Genomic DNA, 17,268 nt, shown 5'->3' on the forward strand with positions numbered 1-17,268 from the left:
TCCCGACCGCGGGCCCCGCCGCGCACCCATCGGGCCGCTTCAGGACGAGTTCTTGCAGACGCTCCAGCCGCCGTCCACGACCAGCTCCGTCCCCGTCACGAACGACGCCTCGTCGGAGAGCAGGAACGCGACGGCCGCCGCCACCTCCTCCGGGCGCCCGAGCCGCCCGGCCGCGGTCTCCGCGGCGCTGGCCCGCCGGTCCGCCTCGCCGATGCCGTCCCACGCGGCGGTCAGCACGGGGCCGGGCAGGACGCAGTTCACCCGTACCTCCGGCCCGTACTCGACCGCCAGCTGGCGCGCCAGCCCGGTCAGCCCCGCCTTGGACGCGGCGTACGCGGGACGGCCCGGCAGCCCGAAGCGGGCCTGCACCGACGAGGTGAGCACGACCGCGCCGCACCGCTCCCGCAGGTCGGGCAGGACGGCCCGGACGCCCAGGAAGGCGCCGGTCAGGTTGATCGCCAGCTGCCGGTCCCAGTCCGCCGGGGAGGCCTGGTCGGCGGGCGCGTGCAGCCCTTGCAGGGCGGCGTTGCCGACCAGGGCGTCCACCGGGCCGTACCGCTGCCGCGCGGCCCGTACGGCGCGCTCCCAGTGCTCCTCGCGCGCCACGTCGCAGTGCTCGTAGGAGGCCCGGCCGCCCGCGGCGCGGATGCGGCGGGCGGTGCGCTCGCCCGGCTCGTCGTCGATGTCCAGGAGCAGCACCCGCGCGCCCTCGGCGGCCAGCCGGTCGGCGGTCGCGGCGCCGATCCCGGCGGCGGCGCCGGTCACCAGGACCGTGCGCCCGGGGAAGCGCGCTCCGTCCGGCGCCCCGGAGGGCCGCCGGTGCCCGTGCCGCCCGTACGGGACCTGCCGTCCGTACGGGTCCTGCTGCTCGCGATGGGCCGGACGGCTCTCGCGCCCGTGCCGCCCCTCGTGTCCCTGCCGTCCCTCGTGCCCTTGCTGGCCCCGCGGGCCGTGCTGGCTCATGGCGGCGATCCAAGCCCACCGGGAGGGGGTCCGGCAAGGGGCCGTGGCGGGCCCGGACGGCCCCGCCGCCGTCGGCCGCGGGGAAGTGCCCGGCGTGCCGCCGTCAGCCCGGGGTGTTGTCGAAGGGGGCCGTCAACTGCCGGAGCAGACGGGCCAGTTCGCCGCGCTGCTGGTGGGACAGTTCGGCCAGGATCGCGCGCTCCTGGGTGAGCAGTCCGGCCAGCGACTCGTCCGCCGCCTCGCGCCCCTCCGGCGTCAGCCGCACCAGCACCCCGCGCCGGTCGCTGGGGTCGGGCAGCCGCTCGACCAGGCCCTTCTTCGCGAGCCGGTCGATGCGGTTGGTCATCGTGCCGGAGGTGACCAGGGTCTGCGTCAGCAGCGCCCCGGGGGAGAGTTGGTACGGTGCCCCCGCGCGGCGCAGCGCGGTGAGCACGTCGAATTCCCAGGGCTCCAGGCCGACCTCCGAGAAGGCGAGGCGGCGGGCACGGTCGAGGTGTCTGGCCAGCCTGCTGATGCGGCTGAGGACCTCAAGCGGTTCCACGTCGAGGTCCGGGCGCTCCCGGCGCCATGCTGCGACCAGTCGGTCGACCTCGTCCTCCATGCCGATCAGTGTAGTTGGTCTGTCGATGTGAAGTCTCTTGACGTCAAGATATATTTCCGTGGACGATTGGGCATCGTCGGCGGTGTCACGCTGCGCTCGCGTGGCCCGGACCAACCCTGCATCCGCTGAAGGGGTTCGAACATGCACGTCGCACCAACCTGGGATCCTCAGCAGTACCTGCGCCACGCCGGACACCGCACACGCCCGTTCCACGACCTGCTCGCCCGCATACCCGAGCTGCCCAACCGCAACCGCCCCGCCCGCATCGCCGACCTCGGCTGCGGCCCCGGCAACGTCACCGTCCAGCTCGCCGACCGCTGGCCCGACGCGCACATCACCGGCCTGGACAGCTCCGCGGACATGCTCAAGGAGGCCGAGACCTACGCGGGCCCCACCCCCGGCGGCGGCCACCTCGACTTCGGGCCCGCCGACGCCACCGACTGGCGCCCCGCGGAACCGTTCGACCTGATCGTCTCCAACGCGGCGCTGCAATGGGTCCCCAACCACCCCGAGTCCCTGCCGGCCTGGATCGACGGCCTCACCCCCGGCGGCACCCTCGCCTTCCAGGTCCCCGGGAACTTCACCTCGCCCAGCCACGCACTGCTCGGCGAGCTGTGCGACGAACCCCAGTGGCGCGCCCGCCTCGCCGGCCACGGCCGCCGCTTCGTGCACATCCTGGAGCCCACCGGCTACCTGGAACGCCTCACCGCGCTCGGCTGCGCGGTCGACGCCTGGGAGACGACCTACGTCCAGCTCCTCCAGGGGGAGGACCCGGTCCTCGACTGGGTCAAGGGCACGGCCCTGCGCCCCGTACTGACCGTCCTGGAGGACGACCCTGCGGCCCGCGACGAATTCCTGTCCCAGTACCGCGACCTGCTCCGGAAGGCCTATCCACCCGGCCCGCACGGCACGGTCTTCCCGTTCCGGCGGATCTTCGTGGTGGCCCACAAGGAGCGATGATCCTGTGAGGTGAGCCTGTGATCACCGGCCTCGACCACGTCCAGCTGGCCGCCCCGCCGGGCAGTGAGGGCGCTCTGCGCGCGTTCTACGGGGGAGTCCTCGGGCTTCGGGAGATCCCGAAGCCTTCCGCGCTCGCCGATCGCGGAGGATGTTGGTTCGAGGCCGGTCCGGCCGCCCAGCTCCACCTGGGCGCCGAGCCCGGGTTCCGTCCCGCCCGCAAGGCACACCCGGCCCTGCGCGTCACCGGCATCCGCGCGTATGCCCGGCGCCTCGCCGGCCACGGGGTGCGGGTCACCTGGGACGACCGTCTCCCGGACCACGACCGGTTCTACGCGTACGACCCCGTCGGCAACCGCCTGGAGTTCCTGGAGCGGCGAGGCGGCGGGTGACCGGTCCGGGACCCGTCCGGGGACGGCCCGGGGCCGTCCGGTTCAGGACCGGCGGTGGCCTATCAGCCGCGGCTTCGGCTCCAGGCCGTCCAGCCCGTGCCAGGCCAGGTTGACCAGGTGGGCGGCCACCTCGGGCTTCCTGGGCTTGCGGGCGTCCAGCCACCACTGGCCGGTCAGCGCGACCATGCCGACCAGGGCCTGCGCGTACAGGGGGGCCAGTTTCGGGTCGAAGCCGCGGGCCTTGAACTCCAGGCCCAGGATGTCCTCGACCTGGGTGGCGATATCGCTGATCAGCGACGCGAAGGTGCCGGTGGACTGGGCCACGGGGGAGTCGCGGACCAGGATGCGGAAGCCGTCCGTGTACGTCTCGATGTAGTCGAGCAGCGCGAACGCGGCCTGTTCGAGGAGCTCGCGGGGGTGGCCGGCGGTCAGCGCGCCGGTGACCATGTCCAGCAGCTGGCGCATCTCCCGGTCCACCACGACCGCGTACAGCCCCTCCTTGCCGCCGAAGTGCTCGTAGACGACCGGCTTGGAGACACCGGCCTTGGCCGCGATCTCCTCGACCGAGGTGCCCTCGAAGCCGCGCTCCGCGAAGAGCGTGCGACCGATGTCGAGCAGCTGCTCACGGCGCTGGGCGCCCGTCATCCGCACCCTGCGGGTACGCCGGGTGCCCGCACCGGAGGGGGCCTTGCCCTGTTTGTCGTTCACGCTGCTGCCGTCGATCGCCACCCGTCCATCATGCCTTCCCCGGCTACCGGCCCCCGGCCGCCCCGCTCGCGGCCCCGTCCAGGCGCTTGGCGTCCAGGCGGGAGGCGTTCGGCCAGCGCACGTCGTACGCCCAGCCGGCCTTCTCGAACCAGCGGATCAGCCGGGCGCTGGAGTCCAGCTGTCCCCGCAGGACGCCGTGCCGGGCGCACGTCGGGTCGGCGTGGTGCAGGTTGTGCCACGACTCGCCGCACGAGAGCACCGCCAGCCACCAGACGTTGCCGGACCGGTCCCGGGACTTGAAGGGCCGCTTGCCGACCGCGTGACAGATGGAGTTGATCGACCAGGTGACGTGGTGGAGCAGGGCGACGCGCACCAGCGAGCCCCAGAAGAACGCGGTGAGCGCGCCCTGCCAGGACATCGTGACCAGGCCGCCGATCAGGGGCGGGGTGAGCAGCGAGACGACCGTCCACAGGACGAACTGGCGGGAGACCCGGCGGATCGCGTCGTCCTTGATCAGGTCGGGCGCGTACTTGTGCTGCGGCGTCTGCTCCTCGTCGAACATCCACCCGACGTGCGCCCACCACAGGCCCTTCATGAGCGCCGGCACCGTCTCGCCGTACCGCCAGGGCGAGTGCGGGTCGCCCTGCGCGTCGGAGAACTTGTGGTGCTTGCGGTGGTCCGCCACCCAGCGCACCAGCGGCCCCTCCACCGCCAGCGACCCCATGATCGCCAGGGCGACGCGCAGCGGGCGCTTCGCCTTGAAGGCGCCGTGGGTGAAGTACCGGTGGAAGCCGATCGTGATGCCGTGGCAGCCGATGAAGTACATCGCCGCCAGCAGCCCCAGATCGAGCCAGCTCACCCCCCAGCCCCAGGCCAGCGGCACCGCGGCCACCAGCGCCAGGAAGGGCACGGTGATGAACAGCAGCAGGGTGATCTGTTCGACCGAGCGTTTGCTGTCGCCGCCGAGCGTGGCGGACGGCAGCGGGGTTGCGGTTTCGGCCGGTTTGGGAGTCTCTTCGATGACTTCGGGGCTAGCGGTCATGTGGTGTCCCTCGTCGGGGGCTCGGGGGCACGGCTACGGCTACGGGACCGTAACCTACGGTCTCGTAAGTATGGCAGTGCCGCCGATGCGGGCAAGGGTCCGACAGGTCGGTAACGAGTGACCGAAATGCGGCAGAACAAGCCGGTCGAGCCGTGCAAGTTCCGTCACATCCGGTCAACGCGCAGGTGTGAGCGCCGCCCGCGGCAGGTAGGTCCCACAGAACGGACAGGGTGATCCGCCGACCGCGCGGAGACCTATCCTGGGGAACGTCGGACAGCGCGGTCCGCGACCCTCCCCGCCCCCACCGGCAGGGAGTACCCCCTGCAAGCCCGGACGTGCTCAGATCACGAAGATCACTGCAAGGAGCCGCACCTGTGAGCAGTGCCGACATCACCCCCGCCGCGAACGACGAGCGCACCGGCACCCCGGCCGCCGCCGACGCCCGCGACAACGGCCCCCTGCGCGCCGACATCCGCCGCCTCGGCGACCTCCTCGGCGAGACCCTCGTCCGCCAGGAAGGCCAGGAGCTGCTGGACCTCGTCGAACAGGTGCGCGCCCTGACCCGCTCCGACGGCGAGGCCGCCGCCCGGCTCCTCGGCGAGACCGACCTGGCCACCGCCGCCAAGCTGGTCCGCGCCTTCTCCACCTACTTCCACCTCGCCAACGTCACCGAGCAGGTCCACCGCGGCCGCGAACTGCGCGCCAAGCGCGCCGCCGAAGGCGGCATCCTCGCCCGCACCGCCGACATGCTCAAGGAAGCCGACCCCGAGCACCTGCGCGCCACCGCCGCCAACCTCGGCGTCCGCCCCGTCTTCACCGCCCACCCCACCGAGGCCGCGCGCCGCTCCGTCCTCACCAAGCTCCGCAAGGTCGCCGAACTCCTCGACCGCACGGACGCCACCGAGCGCCGCCGCGTCGACCTCCGCCTCGCCGAGAACATCGACCTCATCTGGCAGACCGACGAACTGCGCGTCGCCCGCCCGGAGCCCACCGACGAGGCCCGCAACGCCATCTACTACCTCGACGAACTCGGCCGCGGCGCCGTCGGCGACGTCCTGGAGGACCTCGCCGCCGAACTGGAACGCGCCGGCACCGAGCTGCCCCCCGGCACCCGCCCGCTGACCTTCGGCACCTGGATCGGCGGCGACCGCGACGGCAACCCCAACGTCACCCCCCAGGTCACCTGGGACGTGCTGATCCTCCAGCACGAACACGGCATCACCGACGCCCTCGAACACATCGACGAGCTGCGCGGCGCCCTGTCCAACTCCATCCGCAACTGCGGCGCCACCGAGGAACTCCTCGCCTCCCTCCGGCAGGACCTCGACGCGCTCCCCGAGATCAGCCCCCGCTACAAGCGGCTGAACGCCGAGGAGCCCTACCGCCTCAAGGCCACCTGCATCCGCCAGAAGCTCATCAACACCCGCGAGCGCCTGGCCAACGACACCCCGCACGTCCCCGGCCGCGACTACCTCGGCACCGTCGGCCTCATCGAGGACCTCACCCTCATCCAGACCTCGCTGCGCGAACACCGCGGCGGCCTCGTCGCCGACGGCCGCCTGGAGCGGACCATCCGCACCATCTCCGCCTTCGGCCTCCAGCTCGCCACCATGGACGTCCGCGAACACGCCGACGCCCACCACCACGCCCTCGGCCAGCTCTTCGACCGGCTCGGCGAGGAGTCCTGGCGCTACACCGACATGCCGCGCGACTACCGCCGCAAGCTCCTGGCCAAGGAACTGCGCTCGCGCCGCCCCCTGGCCCCCAGCCCCGCCCCCCTGGACGAGGCCGGCGCCAAGACCCTCGGCGTCTTCGAGACCATCCGCAAGGCCAAGGACACTTTCGGCCCCGAGGTCGTCGAGTCCTACATCATCTCCATGTGCCAGGGCTCCGACGACGTCTTCGCCGCCACCGTCCTGGCCCGCGAGGCCGGCCTGATCGACCTGCACGCCGGCTGGGCCGAGATCGGCATCGTGCCGCTGCTGGAGACCACCGACGAGCTGAAGATCGCCGACCAGCTGCTGGACGAAATGCTCGCCGACCCCTCCTACCGGCGCCTGGTCGCCCTGCGCGGCGACGTCCAGGAGGTCATGCTCGGCTACTCCGACTCCTCCAAGTTCGGCGGCATCACCACCAGCCAGTGGGAGATCCACCGCGCCCAGCGCCTGCTGCGCGACGTCGCCCACCGGCACGGCGTACGCCTGCGCCTCTTCCACGGCCGCGGCGGCACCGTCGGCCGCGGCGGCGGCCCCTCCCACGACGCGATCCTCGCCCAGCCCTACGGCACCCTCGAAGGCGAGATCAAGGTCACCGAACAGGGCGAGGTCATCTCCGACAAGTACCTGGTCCCCTCCCTCGCCCGGGAGAACCTGGAACTGACCGTCGCCGCCACCCTCCAGGCGTCCGCGCTGCACACCGCGCCCCGCCAGTCCGACGAGGCGCTCGCCCGCTGGGACGCCGCCATGGAGACCGTCTCCGACGCCGCCCACGGCGCCTACCGCAAGCTGGTCGAGGACCCGGACCTGCCCGCGTACTTCTTCGCGTCCACCCCGGTCGACCAGCTCGCCGACCTCCACCTCGGCTCCCGGCCCTCCCGCCGCCCCGACTCCGGCGCCGGCCTCGACGGCCTGCGCGCCATCCCGTGGGTCTTCGGCTGGACCCAGTCCCGCCAGATCGTCCCCGGCTGGTACGGCGTCGGCACCGGCCTGAAGGCCGCCCGCGAGGCCGGACTCGACGTCGTCCTCGACGAGATGCACGAGCACTGGCACTTCTTCCGCAACTTCCTGTCCAACGTCGAGATGACGCTGGCCAAGACCGACCTGCGGATCGCCCGGCACTACGTCGACACCCTCGTACCGGACGAGCTCAAGCACGTCTTCGACACGATCAGGGCCGAACACGAACTGACCGTCCAGGAAGTCCTGCGCATCACGGGGGAGGACGAACTCCTCGACTCCAACCCGGTGCTGAAGCAGACGTTCCGCATCCGCGACGCCTACCTGGACCCGATCTCCTACCTCCAGGTCTCGCTGCTCCACCGGCAGCGCGCCGCGGCGGAGCGGGGCGAAGAGGCGGACCCGGTGCTGGCGCGGGCGCTGCTGCTCACCGTCAACGGCGTGGCGGCGGGGCTGCGCAACACGGGGTGAACCCAGGGGCCGGCCGGGGCACGCGCCCCGGCCGGCCCGTATCCATGAGGGGCGGGCGTGGACGAAGAAGCCTGGCCGGCCGTACAGCGGCCGTCACGCATACGGGAAGTCCAGGCGGGACGGCTGTCCTGGACCTCCGTGGACGTGCTGGACCTGGAGGGCGGGGACGGGCGGCCGCTGCGGGACGCACTGGAGTGCTTCGGCGTGCAGGTGACCTACCTGCCCATCGGACAGCCCCGCCACTTCGTGGCCGCCCTCGACGGCAGCCGCACCGTCGCGCCGTACGTCATCCTGTGCTGCCACGGCGACGAAGGCCGCGTCCTGCTGGACGAACTCGCCCCGGAAATCGCCGCCCACCAGCCGTTCAACGGCTCCGCCGGCCCCGAAGAAGTCCGGGCACACCTCCGCCTGCCGGGCAGCGTCGTCATCAGCACCGGCTGCGACACCGGCGACCCCCGCCTGGCCGACGCCTTCCTCGACGCCGGAGCGAGCACGTACATCGCACCGAGCGGCGCCCCGTTCGGCTACGCCAGCGTCTTCGCCCCGCTGTTCCTGTTCTACGAGCTCACCGAGCAGCGCACCCTCACCGAAGCCGTCACCCGGCTGCGCGCCCACGACCAGGAACTCGGCATGTGGGAACTGCGGCAGCGGCGCTGAGACCCGTCCAAGGGCGTGCACGTCTACAACGCCACGAACGTGGCCCCCAGCAACACCGCCCCCAGCGCCCCCATCACCCACGCCGTACGCCGCAACTTCATCCCGCCCGCCACCACCAGCGCCGCCAGCAGCAGCGAACCCGCGAACGGCACCCACGCGTGCAGGATGCCGCCCGGACCGGTCCGGACGGCGCGGTCCGTGCCGGGCTTGAGGACCACCTCGACCTGCCCGCCCTCACCGGGCGCGGCCGCGGCCGCCAACGACACCCGAGCCCGGCGCCGGCCGTCGCCCCCCGTCGCGGTGTACGGGCCCGAACACCGGTCGTCACGGCAGTCCGCCACCGTCATCGTGCCGCGCTCGCGCCCCTTCACGAACATCGCGTACTGCGCCGTGTTCCACGACGTCCACACGCCCGCCACCAACAGCAGCAACGCCAGCGCCGCCATCAGCCCGGTACGGGCGACCAGCAGCAGCCCGTAGGCGCTCTCCGCCAGCCGACGGGAGCGACTGCGCTTCTTGACCGTACGGCCGCCACGGCCGCGCGTCTTCGTACTCGGACTGCTCTTGGGCATGGCGGCGATCCTTGAGTATGTGACTGTGCGCGGTCAAGCTCGGACGGCGTACAGCACGCACCGCACCACCCCGCCGTCAGGAGTTGTACGTGCTCTGCGCCCGCTCCAGACCGTCCACGATCAGCGCCTCCACCGCGTCCGCCGCCCGGTCCACGAAATAGTCCAGCTCCTTGCGCTCCGCGCCGGAGAAATCCTTCAGGACGAAATCCGCCACCTGCATACGGCCCGGCGGACGCCCGATGCCGAACCGCACCCGGTGATACTCCGCACCCAGCGACTTCGTGATCGACTTCAGACCGTTGTGCCCGTTGTCACCACCGCCCAGCTTCAGCCGCAGCGCCCCGTAATCGATGTCCAGCTCGTCGTGCACCGCCACGATGTTGCCGACCGGCACCTTGTAGAAGTCCCGCAGCGCCGTCACCGGACCGCCCGACAGATTCATGTACGTCATCGGCTTGGCGATCACCACCCGGCGGCTGCCCGGCCCCGGCGGACCGATCCGGCCCTCCACGACCTGCGCCCGCGCCTTGTGCGCCTTGAACCGCCCGCGCATCCGCTCCGCCAGCAGATCCGCCACCATGAACCCCACGTTGTGGCGGTTGGCCGCGTACTCCGGGCCCGGGTTGCCCAGCCCCGCGATCAGCCAGGGACCCTCAGCGTCCGTCGTCATCCTCATGTCTCCTTGCAGCAACCGAACCGGCCGGCCCCGTGAAACGGCTCAACCGCCGCCCCGCACACACGGTGCGGAGCGGCGGTTGACAGTAACCCGTGTCGACGCGTGCTACCGAGTCGATCAGGCCTCGGCGGCCTCGTCGCCCTCGGCCTCCGCCGGCGCCTCGGCCTGCGCCGCGACGACCTGCAGCAGCACGGTCTCCTCGTCGATCGCCAGCGCCGAACCCGACGGCAGCTTGACGTCCTTGGCGTGCACCGAGTCACCGGCGTCCAGACCCGCGATGGAGACGGTCACCGACTCCGGGATGTGGGTGGCCTCGGCCTCCAGCGGCAGGGTGTTCAGCAGGTGCTCCAGCAGGTTCGCACCCGGCGCCAGGTCGCCCTCGGTGTGGATCGGCACCTCGACGGTGACCTTCTCGCCCTTGCGCACGGCCAGGAAGTCCACGTGGACCAGGAAGCCACGGATGGCCTCACGCTGCACGGCCTTGGGGATGACCAGCATGCTCTCGCCGTCCATCTCCAGACGGATCAGCGCGTTCGGGGTCTTCAGGGCCATCATCAGCGCGTGGTTGTAGATGGCGACGTGCTTCGGGGCGTCACCGTGACCGTAGATCACGCCGGGAACCATGTTCTCGCGGCGGGAACGGCGGGCGGCACCCTTACCGAAGTCGGTACGGATCTTGGCTTCGAGCTTGACCTCGGCCATGTGGCACTCCTCGTAGTCGGCACGGTCGACGGACGACCGGACGGATCTGTGGGGCGTCACCCGGCCCACGACAGACCTGCTACGAAGAGCGCGTCGATAACGGACCGCCGCACCACAGAAAAGTGCGGCCTCCCTCGCCGAGCAACTCCACGAGTCTACCCGGCGGGGAGGCCGCCCCCAAAGTCGATCTCCGCGACCCCTCCGGGCCTACGGAATCCGGCTCACTGCTCCTCGAAGAGGCTGGTCACCGAGCCGTCCTCGAACACCTCACGGATCGCCCGGGCGATCGTCGGCGCCATCGACAGCACCGTGATCTTGTCCAGCTCCAGCTCGGACGGGGTGGGCAGGGTGTTGGTGAAGACGAACTCGCTGACCTTCGAGTTCTTCAGCCGGTCCGCCGCCGGACCGGACAGGATGCCGTGGGTGGCCGTCACGATGACGTCCGCCGCGCCGTTCGCGAACAGCGCCTCCGCCGCCGCGCAGATCGTGCCACCGGTGTCGATCATGTCGTCCACCAGGACGCAGACCCGGTCCTTCACGTCACCGACGACCTCGTGGACGGTGACCTGGTTCGCCACGTCCTTGTCCCGGCGCTTGTGGACGATCGCCAGCGGCGCGTCCAGCCGGTCGCACCAGCGGTCCGCGACCCGCACCCGGCCCGCGTCCGGCGAGACCACCGTCAGCTTCTCGCGGTCCACCTTCGCGCCCACGTAGTCCGCCAGGACCGGCAGCGCGAACAGGTGGTCCACCGGGCCGTCGAAGAAGCCCTGGATCTGGTCCGTGTGCAGGTCGACCGTGACGATACGGTCCGCGCCCGCGCACTTCAGCAGGTCCGCGATCAGCCGGGCCGAGATCGGCTCGCGGCCGCGGTGCTTCTTGTCCTGACGGGCGTAGCCGTACGACGGGATGACCACGGTGATGCTGCGGGCCGAGGCCCGCTTCAGCGCATCGATCATGATCAACTGTTCCATGATCCACTTGTTGATGGGAGCCGTGTGGCTCTGCATCAAGAAGCAGTCCGCACCACGCGCCGACTCCTGGTAACGGACGTAGATCTCTCCGTTGGCGAAGTCGAACGCCTTGGTCGGGACCAGCCCGACACCCAGCTGGTGGGCGACCTCCTCAGCCAGCTCGGGGTGGGCGCGGCCGGAGAAGAGCATCAGCTTCTTCTCGCCGGTCGTCTTGATCCCGGTCACAGCAAATCTCCTCGAATCCTGTTTGCGTGCACTTATCACGGTACGCCCCGCACGGCGCACCCGAGCACGATCACTGCTCGCCGTCGGACTCCTGGCCAGCAGCAGACGCAGCCTGCGCGGCGGCGCTTCCGGGACGCTTACGGGCGACCCAGCCCTCGATATTCCGCTGCTGGCCGCGCGCGACCGCCAGCGAACCCGGGGGCACATCCTTGGTGATGACCGAGCCGGCAGCGGTGTACGCGCCGTCCCCGACCGTGACAGGAGCCACAAACATGTTGTCCGAGCCGGTCTTGCAGTGCGACCCGACCGTCGTGTGGTGCTTCGCCTCGCCGTCGTAGTTCACGAACACGCTGGCCGCACCGATGTTGGTGAACTCACCGATCGTCGCGTCACCCACATACGACAGATGCGGCACCTTCGTGCCCTCACCGATCGTCGCGTTCTTCATCTCCACGTACGTACCGGCCTTCGACTTCGGGCCCAGATCCGTACCCGGACGCAGATACGCGTACGGACCCACACTCGCGCCCGGACCGACCTTCGCGCCGTCCGCGACCGTGAAGGACACCGACGCGCCCTCACCGACCGACGTGTCCTTCAGCCGCGACTGCGGACCCACCTCCGCGTGCGCCGCGACGTGCGTGGTGCCCAGCAGCTGCGTACCCGGGTGCACCGTGGCGTCCGCCTCGAACGTCACCGACACGTCCACCCAGGTCGTCGCCGGGTCCACGACCGTCACGCCGTCCAGCATCGCGCGGTGCAGCAGCCGCTCGTTGAGCAGCCGGCGCGCCTCCGCGAGCTGCACCCGGTTGTTGATCCCCAGGATCTCCCGGTGGTCGTCCGCCACCGCGGCACCCACCCGGTGCCCGGCCTCCCGCAGGATCCCCAGCACATCGGTGAGGTACTCCTCACCCTGGCTGTTGTCCGTACGCACCTTCCCCAGCGCGTCGGTCAGCAGCTGCGCGTCGAACGCGAACACCCCGGAGTTGATCTCCCGGATCGCGCGCTGCGCGTCCGTCGCGTCCTTGTGCTCCACGATCTCGGTGACCGCGCCGGTGTTCTCGTCGCGCACGATCCGGCCGTACCCCGTCGAGTCCGGGACCTCGGCCGACAGCACCGTGACGGCGTTGCCGTCCGCGGCGTGGGTGTCACCGAGCTTCTTGAGGGTCTCCCCGGTCAGCAGCGGGGTGTCGCCGCACACGACGATCACGGTGCCGTCGAGGGTGACACCGCTGTTGCCCAGCTCCTCCAGGCCCATGCGGACGGCGTGGCCGGTGCCGTTCTGCTCGTGCTGGACCGCGGTGCGCACATCCGGGTCGATCTCGGCGAGATGCCCGCCGACCTGCTCACGGGCGTGACCGACGACCACGACGAGGTGCTCGGGGTCCAGCTCTCGGGAGGCGGCGACGACATGCCCCACGAGGGAGCGACCGCAGATCGCGTGCAGAACCTTGGGGGTCGACGACTTCATGCGGGTGCCCTCACCCGCTGCGAGAACGACGACGGCGGCCGGGCGGTTGGCGCTCACGGGATGCCCTTCGGCTTCTTCGGGTGGTGGACACCCGAAGGATACCGGTGCGGTTTGCGGGCGAAACGCGGGCGGGTCCCGACCTGGCGGTCAGGACCCGAACAGTGGCTCCGCCGGCTGGATTCGAACCAGCGTCTCAAGGCTCCAAAGGCCTGCGGGATGCCGCTACCCCACGGCGGATCACTGCTTCAGACCATACCTGAGAGGCCGCCGGTCTTGGGGCCCCGGGCGGCGGCCGTGATGCCCTGCCACCAGCCCTCGATACGGCGGTACAACTCAGCTCCTTGGAGGACACGGACGACCAGGCAGCCGTGATATTCCTCGCCGACGTTCTTGCGGACGGTTTTCGGGTTGTGCTTCTTCAGTGTCGTCTTGCCGAAGGTGGCGACGTCGACGCCGACCAGATCCGCCCAGTAGCGCTCGGACGCGGCCACGTCGGCGGATTCGTGGATCATCACGCGGAACCGCAGCTGGTCGGGCCCGATGGCCAGCAGGTTCAGCCAGGCCAGATAGACCTGGATCATGGTCGGGTCGCTGTTGATGAAGGTGACGGTCTCCGACATGCGGTACGGCTTGCTCTTCGACCCCTCGGACCAGTAGAGCCCGACACCCACCAACATCAGTTCACGGTCGGAAAGCGTGCCGATCTCTGCCATCGCCGAGGACTTCGTCTGTTGCCGCGCCCTGTCGCGCACCTCCAGTTCGTGCTCCCAGCGTTTGCGGTTCGCGAGTTTCGCCTGCTCCGCGAGCGTCCGCCGAGGTGGCGGCTTGGGCAGGTCGCGGACCCACAGGGAGATCGAGCTCTTCGAGCAGCCCAGCTCGACCTGGATCTCGTCGTACGTCATCCCCCGTCCCCGCAGCTCCCGCGCCTTCGCCCGGAGGTCGTCCTTCGCGTTCGGGCGGCGGGTCCAGTCGGGAGGGGGTTCGCCTTCCAGGAGGCGGTTGAGGATGTCGTTGTTGTGGATGTGGAGGCGGTCGCGGATCTGGCGGCGGCTCAGGCCCGCGCGGCGGAGGGTGACGGCCTGGTCGCGCAGGGACTCGAAGTCCGCTCGTGTGTGGTGGTGCATGCGCTCAGCTTCGGGCCGGGCGGTGTACAGAGGTGTCGAAAATGTGGGCGATTCAACAGTTCGAGGGAATACGAGTCGGTACCCGTCCGTAACGGTGCACTCGCGTGCAGAGCGCTCGACGGAAAAACGCGTGCGGGCGCCCGTAGGCTGGTCGGTATGACCGCAACGGGGGCAATCGAAGCAACGGGTGCGAGGGACGCGCCCGCCGGGCCGTGGTGGTGGCCACGGCGGCGGAGCGCTGTCCTGGACGTGTCGCTGGCCGTCGTCTCGACGCTGGAGACCGTGTTCGAGGGGATGGACTTCGCCGGGGACTCCGGGCTGCCGTTGTGGACGGGGCTGCTCCTCGGGCTGGTCGTGGGCCCGGTGCTGGTGCTGCGCCGCCGCTGGCCGGTGGCCGTGGTGCTGGTCTCGATCGCGGTGACGCCGACGCAGATGGGCGCGCTGCTGAGCATCGTGGGCCTGTATTCGCTGGCGGTCTCGGACGTGCCGCGCCGGGTGATCGGGCTGCTGGCCGGGATGTCGGTGATCGGGACGCTGGTCAGCAGCTTCTTCTCGCTCCGGCAGGACCTGCTCAACGAGCCCGGGTTCCGGCCGCCGACGTGGTTCATGCTGGTGATGGCGGTCGCGGTGGGGCTGATCGTGACGGCTCCGCCGGTGCTGTGGGGCCTGTACGTGGGGGCCCGGCGCCGTCTGGTGGAGAGCCTGCGGGAGCGGGCGGACGGGCTGGAGCGGGAGCTGTCGCTGCTGGCCGACCGGGCCGAGGAGCGGGCGGAGTGGGCCCGTAACGAGGAGCGGACCCGGATCGCGCGGGAGATGCACGACGTGGTGGCGCACCGGGTGAGCCTGATGGTGGTGCACGCGGCGGCGTTGCAGGCGGTGGCGCTGAAGGACCCGGAGAAGGCGTCGCGGAACGCGGCCCTGGTGGGGGACATGGGGCGGCAGGCGCTGACCGAGCTGCGGGAGATGCTGGGCGTGCTGCGGAGCGGGGAAGGGGCGTCGGGCCGGTCGTCGGCGTCGGCGTCGGGCGAGCCGGAGCGTCTGGTGGCGGTGGCGTCCAAGGCGACGGCGACGACGGCGGCGGAGGCCGAGGAAGAAGCCACGGGTACGGACGCGGGGGCGGCGGGACCGGCGGAGTCCGGTGCCGCGCGAGGCGCCGGAGCGCGGTCCGGGGTGTCGTCGCGGTCGGCGCAGGCCGGTGGCGGTGACCGGGTGCGGGGCGGTGCCGCGGTGGCGACGGCGGAGCCGGAGGGCGGCGAGGGGCCGTCGCTGGCGGAGCTGGGTGATCTGGTGGGGCAGTCGCGGGCGGCCGGGATGGCGGTGGAGCTGTCGGTGGACGGCGCGGCCGCGGAGAGCGGTTATCCGCCGGGGGTGGAGCAGACGGTGTACCGGGTGGTGCAGGAGGCGCTGACGAACGTGCACAAGCACGCGCCGGGTGCCCGGGCCCGGGTGCGGCTGGCACACCGCGAGGGTGAGGTCGCCGTGCAGGTGGAGAACGGCCCGTCGGCGGGCGGCGCGGTGGATGTCGGGCTGCCGAGCGGCGGCAACGGCCTGGTCGGCATGCGGGAGCGGGTGACCGGGCTGGGCGGGGTGTTCGTGTCGGGGCCGACGGAGGCGGGCGGCTTCCGGGTGTCGGCGGTGCTGCCGGGGCGGCAGGGGGGCTGAGGCCGGCCCCCGGCCCGTACGGCTTCCGCGGCCCCGCCCGCCTCAGTGTCCCGCTGCCCCCGTCCGCGACTCCGAGCCCGGCCCCGACCCGGAGCCCGCCCCCGCTGCACTCAGCCGTACCGGCCGTACGCCGAGGACGAGGGTGTTCAGGGCCTGGTCGATGTCCGGGCCGAGGTACCAGTCGCCGGTGTGGTCGAGGCTGTAGACGCGGCCTTCGGTGTCGATGGCGAGGACGGCCTGGCCGCCGGCTTCCTGGCCGAGCGGGGCGACGTCGGTCTCCAGGGCGCGGCCGAGGTCGCCGAGGGTGCGGGCGAGGTGGAGGCCGTACAGCGGGTCGAGGGTGAAGGGGGTGGGGGCGATGTGGCGGCCGGGCCCGGTGGGGTTGATGTCCAGGCCGCCGAACTCGGCCCACGCCTCGACGGCGGCGGGGAAGACGGTGTGCCGGTGGCCGGCGGGGGAGGTGTGGGTGCGCAGGGCGTCGGCCCAGAGTTCGGCCTGTTGCATGTCCCAGCGGCCGGGGCGCCAGCCGGCGTCCTGGAGGGCCGCGTCGACGGCGACGGGGAAGCGGGTGGCCGCGCTGCGGGAGCGGTCGTAGACCGGGGCGACGGGGGCCGCGGAGTCGGCGGACGGTGCGGTGGGGGGCATGGTGCTGGTCAGCTCCCTGCGTGCGTGCCGATGGGCATGACGCCGAAGAAGGCGAGGAGGGCGTCGCAGGAGCGACAGGGGGGAGCGTAGCTTCCGTGCAGGGGGTCGCCGTCCTCGCGGATGTGCCGGGCGGTGATCTTGGAGTGTTTCAGGGAGCGGCGGGCCTCGCCGTTGGTGAGGGGCTTGCGGGAGGCGCGTTTGCCGCGGTTGGCCTCGACGGCGGTCAGGTGGCGGCTCAGCAGGACGGCTTCGGGGCAGCGCCCGGTGAAGCGTTCGCGCTGGGCGGTGGCGAGCGTGTCGAGGAAGTCCTGCACGAGGTGGTGGAGCGTGGGCGGCTGTTCGGCCTTGCTCGCGGTGCAGGTGAGGGTGCGTCCGCGTACGGACAGGGCGGCGCCGACGGTGGGGAGGATGCCGTCGCGGCGGTGGCGGAGGGCAGGCGGACGGTCGTCGTCCGCGGTGCCGCTCCAGCCGACGCGGGGGTCTCCCGTGGCGGCGGTCTTCTGGTGTGCCGTGGTGCGCATGGTCAGTGCTTTTCCCTCCCCGAATCCCCGGGACGCCGGAGGTCCCCCGCAAGGGTAGGGGGAGATCAGCCTGCCAAATGCCCCGGGTCTTGGGGAAGTCGGGTGGGCTGTCGGTGATGTCACGGTTGTGTCCGGGTCCGGTCGCGGTACGGGCACCGGTCCGGCGGGGGGCGGCGGACGGGTGCGCGGTGGGGGCGTGCGGTGAAGTGGGCGATCTGCCGCGGGGGTTGGGG

17 protein-coding genes and 1 tRNA gene are annotated in these 17,268 nt (G+C 71.6%); 5 read left to right on the forward strand and 13 right to left on the reverse strand.

What is annotated here, in order from left to right; translation table 11 throughout:
- Positions 1-39: 39 nt before the first annotated feature.
- A complete protein-coding gene (locus CP973_RS04970; protein ID WP_150237895.1) occupies positions 40-963 on the reverse strand; it encodes an SDR family NAD(P)-dependent oxidoreductase in 924 nt (307 codons plus the stop codon).
- 103 nt (positions 964-1,066) lie between these two features.
- Entirely contained in the window at positions 1,067-1,564 is a 498-nt protein-coding gene (locus CP973_RS04975) for a MarR family winged helix-turn-helix transcriptional regulator (RefSeq protein ID WP_003984378.1), read from the reverse strand.
- Between the two features lie 141 nt (positions 1,565-1,705).
- Here CP973_RS04975 and CP973_RS04980 point away from each other — a divergent pair, with 141 nt between their 5' ends.
- A complete protein-coding gene (locus CP973_RS04980) occupies positions 1,706-2,524 on the forward strand; it encodes a trans-aconitate 2-methyltransferase (RefSeq protein ID WP_150237897.1) in 819 nt (272 codons plus the stop codon).
- A gap of 17 nt (positions 2,525-2,541) precedes the next feature.
- Positions 2,542-2,913 carry a VOC family protein gene (locus CP973_RS04985; RefSeq protein WP_150237899.1) on the forward strand — a complete coding sequence of 124 codons (372 nt, stop codon included), beginning with the start codon at positions 2,542-2,544 and terminating at the stop codon, positions 2,911-2,913.
- Between the two features lie 42 nt (positions 2,914-2,955).
- On the opposite strand, the gene CP973_RS04990 is transcribed toward CP973_RS04985, so the two are convergent.
- Positions 2,956-3,642 carry a TetR/AcrR family transcriptional regulator gene (locus CP973_RS04990; protein WP_150237901.1) on the reverse strand — a complete coding sequence of 229 codons (687 nt, stop codon included), beginning with the start codon at positions 3,640-3,642 and terminating at the stop codon, positions 2,956-2,958.
- Positions 3,643-3,664: 22 nt separating this feature from the next.
- Positions 3,665-4,663 carry an acyl-CoA desaturase gene (locus tag CP973_RS04995; RefSeq protein WP_150237903.1) on the reverse strand — a complete coding sequence of 333 codons (999 nt, stop codon included), beginning with the start codon at positions 4,661-4,663 and terminating at the stop codon, positions 3,665-3,667.
- Positions 4,664-5,037: 374 nt separating this feature from the next.
- Between CP973_RS04995 and ppc the strand changes: the two genes are divergently transcribed.
- Complete coding sequence (gene ppc / locus CP973_RS05000) at positions 5,038-7,809, forward strand: phosphoenolpyruvate carboxylase (RefSeq protein ID WP_208853132.1); 2,772 nt, start codon at positions 5,038-5,040, stop codon at positions 7,807-7,809.
- Between the two features lie 57 nt (positions 7,810-7,866).
- The gene (locus tag CP973_RS05005; RefSeq protein WP_150237905.1) at positions 7,867-8,466 is read left to right on the forward strand and encodes a hypothetical protein; all 600 of its coding nucleotides are present in this window, start codon (positions 7,867-7,869) and stop codon (positions 8,464-8,466) included.
- A gap of 23 nt (positions 8,467-8,489) precedes the next feature.
- Here the strand turns inward: CP973_RS05005 and CP973_RS05010 are convergent, their stop codons facing one another.
- The 7 genes from CP973_RS05010 to CP973_RS05040 form a co-directional block, all read right to left on the reverse strand.
- Positions 8,490-9,038 carry a hypothetical protein gene (locus tag CP973_RS05010; RefSeq protein WP_150237907.1) on the reverse strand — a complete coding sequence of 183 codons (549 nt, stop codon included), beginning with the start codon at positions 9,036-9,038 and terminating at the stop codon, positions 8,490-8,492.
- 76 nt (positions 9,039-9,114) lie between these two features.
- Entirely contained in the window at positions 9,115-9,708 is a 594-nt protein-coding gene (gene pth, locus CP973_RS05015) for an aminoacyl-tRNA hydrolase (RefSeq protein ID WP_167538265.1), read from the reverse strand.
- A 123-nt stretch (positions 9,709-9,831) separates the two neighbouring features.
- The gene (locus CP973_RS05020) at positions 9,832-10,416 is read right to left on the reverse strand and encodes a 50S ribosomal protein L25/general stress protein Ctc (RefSeq protein ID WP_150237911.1); all 585 of its coding nucleotides are present in this window, start codon (positions 10,414-10,416) and stop codon (positions 9,832-9,834) included.
- Between the two features lie 221 nt (positions 10,417-10,637).
- Positions 10,638-11,612 carry a ribose-phosphate diphosphokinase gene (locus CP973_RS05025; RefSeq protein ID WP_030374403.1) on the reverse strand — a complete coding sequence of 325 codons (975 nt, stop codon included), beginning with the start codon at positions 11,610-11,612 and terminating at the stop codon, positions 10,638-10,640.
- A 70-nt stretch (positions 11,613-11,682) separates the two neighbouring features.
- A complete protein-coding gene (gene glmU, locus CP973_RS05030) occupies positions 11,683-13,140 on the reverse strand; it encodes a bifunctional UDP-N-acetylglucosamine diphosphorylase/glucosamine-1-phosphate N-acetyltransferase GlmU (RefSeq protein ID WP_150237914.1) in 1,458 nt (485 codons plus the stop codon).
- A 105-nt stretch (positions 13,141-13,245) separates the two neighbouring features.
- Positions 13,246-13,320, reverse strand: a tRNA-Gln gene (locus tag CP973_RS05035).
- Between the two features lie 8 nt (positions 13,321-13,328).
- On the reverse strand, positions 13,329-14,207 hold the full coding sequence (locus CP973_RS05040; protein ID WP_150237916.1) for a hypothetical protein: 879 nt from the start codon (positions 14,205-14,207) through the stop codon (positions 13,329-13,331).
- Between the two features lie 156 nt (positions 14,208-14,363).
- Here CP973_RS05040 and CP973_RS05045 point away from each other — a divergent pair, with 156 nt between their 5' ends.
- Complete coding sequence (locus tag CP973_RS05045) at positions 14,364-15,869, forward strand: sensor histidine kinase (RefSeq protein WP_244409283.1); 1,506 nt, start codon at positions 14,364-14,366, stop codon at positions 15,867-15,869.
- 42 nt (positions 15,870-15,911) lie between these two features.
- On the opposite strand, the gene CP973_RS05050 is transcribed toward CP973_RS05045, so the two are convergent.
- Positions 15,912-16,514, reverse strand: coding sequence for an SUKH-3 domain-containing protein (locus tag CP973_RS05050; protein WP_150237918.1), 603 nt, complete (start codon positions 16,512-16,514; stop codon positions 15,912-15,914).
- A gap of 8 nt (positions 16,515-16,522) precedes the next feature.
- Positions 16,523-17,035 (reverse strand): YwqJ-related putative deaminase, encoded by a 513-nt coding sequence (locus CP973_RS05055; protein WP_150237920.1) that lies wholly within the window; start codon positions 17,033-17,035, stop codon positions 16,523-16,525.
- Positions 17,036-17,268: the final 233 nt, after the last annotated feature.

The sequence above is a fragment of the Streptomyces albofaciens JCM 4342 genome (assembly GCF_008634025.1).
Classification (GTDB): Bacteria; Actinomycetota; Actinomycetes; order Streptomycetales; family Streptomycetaceae; genus Streptomyces; species Streptomyces albofaciens.